Annotated in this window: 4 protein-coding genes and 1 pseudogene; 2 read left to right on the plus strand and 3 right to left on the minus strand. The window is 69.1% G+C overall.

The annotated features are described in order from the left end of the window. A pseudogene (locus ACQKIP_RS40940) lies at positions 1-616 on the plus strand (glycine dehydrogenase (aminomethyl-transferring)); the annotation flags it as partial. Between the two features lie 100 nt (positions 617-716). Here ACQKIP_RS40940 and ACQKIP_RS40945 read toward each other — a convergent pair. Beyond that, positions 717-923, minus strand: coding sequence for a DUF5999 family protein (locus tag ACQKIP_RS40945; protein WP_361195351.1), 207 nt, complete (start codon positions 921-923; stop codon positions 717-719). A 328-nt stretch (positions 924-1,251) separates the two neighbouring features. After that, positions 1,252-1,836, minus strand: coding sequence for a hypothetical protein (locus ACQKIP_RS40950; protein WP_365866066.1), 585 nt, complete (start codon positions 1,834-1,836; stop codon positions 1,252-1,254). Between the two features lie 493 nt (positions 1,837-2,329). On the opposite strand from ACQKIP_RS40950, the gene ACQKIP_RS40955 reads away from it, so the two are divergent. Beyond that, on the plus strand, positions 2,330-3,847 hold the full coding sequence (locus tag ACQKIP_RS40955; protein ID WP_365866067.1) for a glutamate--cysteine ligase: 1,518 nt from the start codon (positions 2,330-2,332) through the stop codon (positions 3,845-3,847). A 29-nt stretch (positions 3,848-3,876) separates the two neighbouring features. Here the strand turns inward: ACQKIP_RS40955 and ACQKIP_RS40960 are convergent. After that, on the minus strand, positions 3,877-4,337 hold a 461-nt coding region (locus ACQKIP_RS40960; protein ID WP_427745341.1), incomplete at its 5' end, for a VWA domain-containing protein.

The following is a 4,337-nucleotide window of genomic DNA, read 5'->3' on the forward strand; positions in this document are numbered from 1 at the left end:
GCCGTGGGGCTCGGCCGGCATCCTGCCGATCTCCTGGGCCTACGTACGCCTCATGGGCGGCGAGGGCCTCAAGCGCGCCACGCAGGTCGCGGTGCTCTCCGCGAACTACATCGCCAAGCGCCTGGAGCCGCACTACCCGGTGCTCTACACCGGTCCCGGCGGGCTCGTCGCGCACGAGTGCATCATCGATCTGCGCCCGCTGAGCAAGGCGACCGGTGTCAGCGTCGACGACATCGCCAAGCGCCTCATCGACTACGGCTTCCACGCGCCGACTATGTCGTTCCCGGTGGCCGGGACGCTGATGATCGAGCCGACCGAGAGCGAGGACCTGGTCGAGATCGACCGGTTCTGCGAGGCGATGATCAGCATTCGCGCGGAGATCGAGAAGGTCGGCGGCGAGTGGAGCGCCGACGACAACCCGCTGCGGAACGCGCCGCACACCGCTGCCGCGCTCGGCGGTGAGTGGAAGCACGCGTACAGCCGCGAGGAGGCCGTGTTCCCGGCCGGTGTGGTGGCCGCCGACAAGTACTGGCCGCCGGTGCGCCGCATCGACCAGGCGTACGGCGACCGGAATCTGGTCTGCTCCTGCCCGCCGCTGGATGCGTACGAGGACTGATATCGCGTCCGCAACATGCGTCGGGGCCGGTCCGGAGGTTGTCTCTCCGGGTCGGCCCCTTTGTTGTCCGTGCTGTTGTCCGTGCCGTGTCGCTGCGGTGTCAAGCGGCGGTCATGATCGCGTCCGTGCCCAGCGGTCGGTGCGGGGCGATGATCTGTCCGTCCGGCAGCAGCTCACCGGTGTCCTCGAAGAGAAGGACGCCGTTGCACAGCAGGCTCCAGCCCTGCTCCGGGTGGCTCGCCATGAGGAGCGCGGCTTCCCGGTCTGCGGAGTCTGCTGTCGGGCACGGTGGTTGATGCTGGCACATGGAAGGGTTCTTTCGCTGCGGTGTGATGGCTGTGACGTCTGCCTTGCGGCTCGATGCGGTGTTCATGGCCGCCCCCCGTTCAATCGGTCCGGTCCCAGTGTTGCCCTACGGGCGTCAATCCGCAGGGATTTAGCGGCAGCGCTCCTTACTGCTTAAGGACGTATCACCCGCCCGGACGGTTCAGCCCAACTGCACTGTCTCTTCGGGTGGTTCGGGGTGGTCATACCGGGCTAGTCCGTATGGGTGCCGGAGCAGTGCGGGAGGGGTGCGGGACGCGCCGAGCCCCGCGGCCGTGATCGGCGGCGGGGCACGGGAACGTACGGCGAGGTCAGGCGGGTGAGCCGAGCAGCGGTGCCGGGGTCATGCGGTGGGTGAGTACCTTGAGAAGTTCCGCGGCGCGGTGCGGGCGGTGTGCGGCGATGCCGGGGGGCGCGGGCGCCAGGGGCACGAGGATGTCGGAGGGCGCGAGGTTTCCGCCCGCGCCGTCCGCGGTGCAGTCGCCGTGCAGCCATAGCGTCAGCATGTAGAGCTCGGGTACGGACAGCAGTCGTGGTTGGTAGGGCATCTGCATCGCCTCGGCATGGCGCAGGGCGCGCTCGGTGGCCGCGATGTAGGGGCCCTCGAAGAAGTGGGAGAAGGTCCATCCGTCGGGAGTCAGCATGGTGTCGGCCGCGGCGACGGCTCGCTCGCCGCAGCGGATCAGGAAACGCCACCCCGCGAGCCGGGTGGGCGAGGTGTCCGACGGGGTGATCCGGTCCAGGACATGTACGGGCAAAGGGAGTTCGGGGCTTGCGGGTCCCTGTGCGGCGCGCAGGGAAGGGGTTCGGGCTTCGCGTACGGCGGTGGGTGAACCGAGTGCCGCGAGGACGCTGCGCAGGGCGGGCGCGGGAGCCGGGGGGACTTGCAGCGGCATGATGGGTCGCCTCTCTCATTCGACAGGCACGGTGGAACGAGGACAGGTGCGGACGTCGCTGTCTGCTCCGGGGACAGAGGGGGCGGGCAGGGGACCGCGGGCGCCAACTCTCTGCCTCGTTCGCGGAGTTTATACGACACGTGTTCAGGCAGTGTTTCGGCTAACCGCACCCGATATTGCCTGCAAGGCGATATCCGGTCGGTATTTTGCGGGCTTTAACCCGATTCCCGATGAGCCCGGGCGTTTGACCTCGGCTCCCTGTACGGGAGCGGACGGCCGATTCTCATCGGCGTTTTTCACCAGGGTGCGCAGCGGGGATTCCTGCCGGACACCCCATGCCTGGTGAATGTGCCGCCCGGACATGGCCCCGAGCCTACTGGGCCGGGGGCATGTGCGGGGCGTTATCGATCACATTGCAGGGCATCATTGGTCGAGACACAGCGGCCGGGATCATTGGCTGCCCATCAGAGCCCAGCAGAGGAGGGACGCTTCGATGGGGGAGAAGGTCGTAGCAGGAACGTTTGACCTGGCCGAGCGGAACCGGTACCGGAGCAAGCTCAGGGAGTGTCTGGCGGGGCTGCGGAGGCTCTTGGACGAGGAGCGGTTCGACAGGCCCAAGAACCTCATGGGCGTGGAGATCGAGCTGAATCTCGCGGGGCCCGACGGCATGCCGAGAATGCTGAATGCGGAAGTTCTCGAACGCATCGCGAGCCGCGACTTCCAGACAGAACTCGGAATGTTCAATCTTGAAGTCAATATCGCCCCGCACCGATTGGGCGGACGCGTTCTCGACCGGCTCGCCGAGGAGCTGCGCACCGGCCTCGCCTATGCCCACCGGAAAGCGAACGAGGTGAACGCCGGCATCGTGATGATCGGAATTCTGCCGACACTCGCGCACCACGACCTCGTCTCGGGAAATCTCTCCGACGTCGACCGCTACGCCCTGCTCAACGATCAGATCGTGGCGGCCCGCGGCGAGGAGTTCGTCCTCGACATCCAAGGCGTGGAGCGGCTGACCTGCACCTCCGCGTCGATCGCCCCCGAAGCGGCCTGCACGTCCGTGCAGTTGCACCTCCAGGTCACGCCGGACCGCTTCCCCGACGTGTGGAACGCGGCGCAGGCCGTCGCCGCGGCGCAGGTGGCCGTCGGCGCCAACGCGCCGTTCCTGTTCGGGCGCGAACTGTGGCGCGAGTCGCGGCCCCCGCTGTTCCTGCAGTCCACCGACACCCGCCCGCCCGAGCTCCAGGCGCAGGGCGTGCGGCCGCGGACCTGGTTCGGGGAGCGCTGGATCAGCGACGCGTACGAGCTCTTCGAGGAGAACCTGCGGTACTTCCCCGCGCTGCTGCCCCTCATGGACGAGGAGAACCCCCTCGAGGTGCTCGACGACGGCCGCGTGCCGCAGCTGGGAGAACTCGTCCTGCACAACGGCACCGTGTACCGCTGGAACCGGCCCGTGTACGGCATCGCGGGCGGCGTCCCGCACCTGCGGGTGGAGAACCGCGTCCTGCCCGCGGGCCCCACCGTGACCGACGTCATCGCGAACGCCGCCTTCTACTACGGCGTCGTACGCGCCCTTGCCGAGGAGCCGCGGCCCGTGTGGTCCCGGCTGCCCTTCGAGGCCGCGGAGCGCAACTTCGACACCGCGTGCCGCGACGGCATCGAGGCTCGTCTCCAGTGGCCGCGGCGCGGCCGGTACGGAGGGGTCGGCGAGGTGCCGGCGGTCGCTCTCGTCCGCGACGAGCTGCTGCCGCTGGCCGCGGCGGGCCTCGACGCATGGGGCGTCGAGGCCGCCGACCGGGACTTCTATCTCGGCGTCATCGAGGAGCGGTGCCGGCGGCGGGTGAACGGGGCGTCCTGGCAGGCGGCGACGTACCACCAGGCCCTGGAGACGGGGCTCGAACGCGAGGCCGCACTCGCCGCGACCACCCGGCGCTACGCCGAGCTGATGCACGCGGGGGACCCCGTGCACACCTGGCCGGTGGGGCTGCCCGAGCCCGCCGTCCTCAGCTGAGGCGTCATGAACCGAGAGGGGAGGCGGGCTCAGCCGTGGCTGCCCGCCTCCATGATGGCCTTGAGGATGACCGCGTGGATCTGCGCCGGGTCGTCGACCTGGTGACCTGATCCGCCGGTGGCCTCCGCTATCTGCACCACCTCTTCCTTGTCCGCGTTCGGGCCGACCGCGATCGCGATGAGCGGCACCGGGCGCTTGGCGTCGGAGAGGTTCTCCAGCTGCTTGATGAGGTTGCTGCGCGAGACGGAGCCCGGGTCCTGGTTCACGCCGTCCGTGAGCACCACGACCGCGTTGAACTTGCCGCTCGCGTAGCTGGACACGGCTTCCTTGTACGCCGCCAGCGTGGTGTCGTACAGGCCGGTCGCCCCGCCCGGAATGGGGGCCAGATCGCTGAAGGCCCGCGAGACCCTGTCCCGCTGGGTGCCGTCGCCCTTGCGGTCGCCGAGCCGCTGGGTCGGCACGAGTTTGCGGTAGTCCCTCTCGCCGTCCA

Source organism: Streptomyces sp. NPDC059900 (assembly GCF_050270335.1).
Lineage (GTDB): Bacteria > Actinomycetota > Actinomycetes > Streptomycetales > Streptomycetaceae > Streptomyces.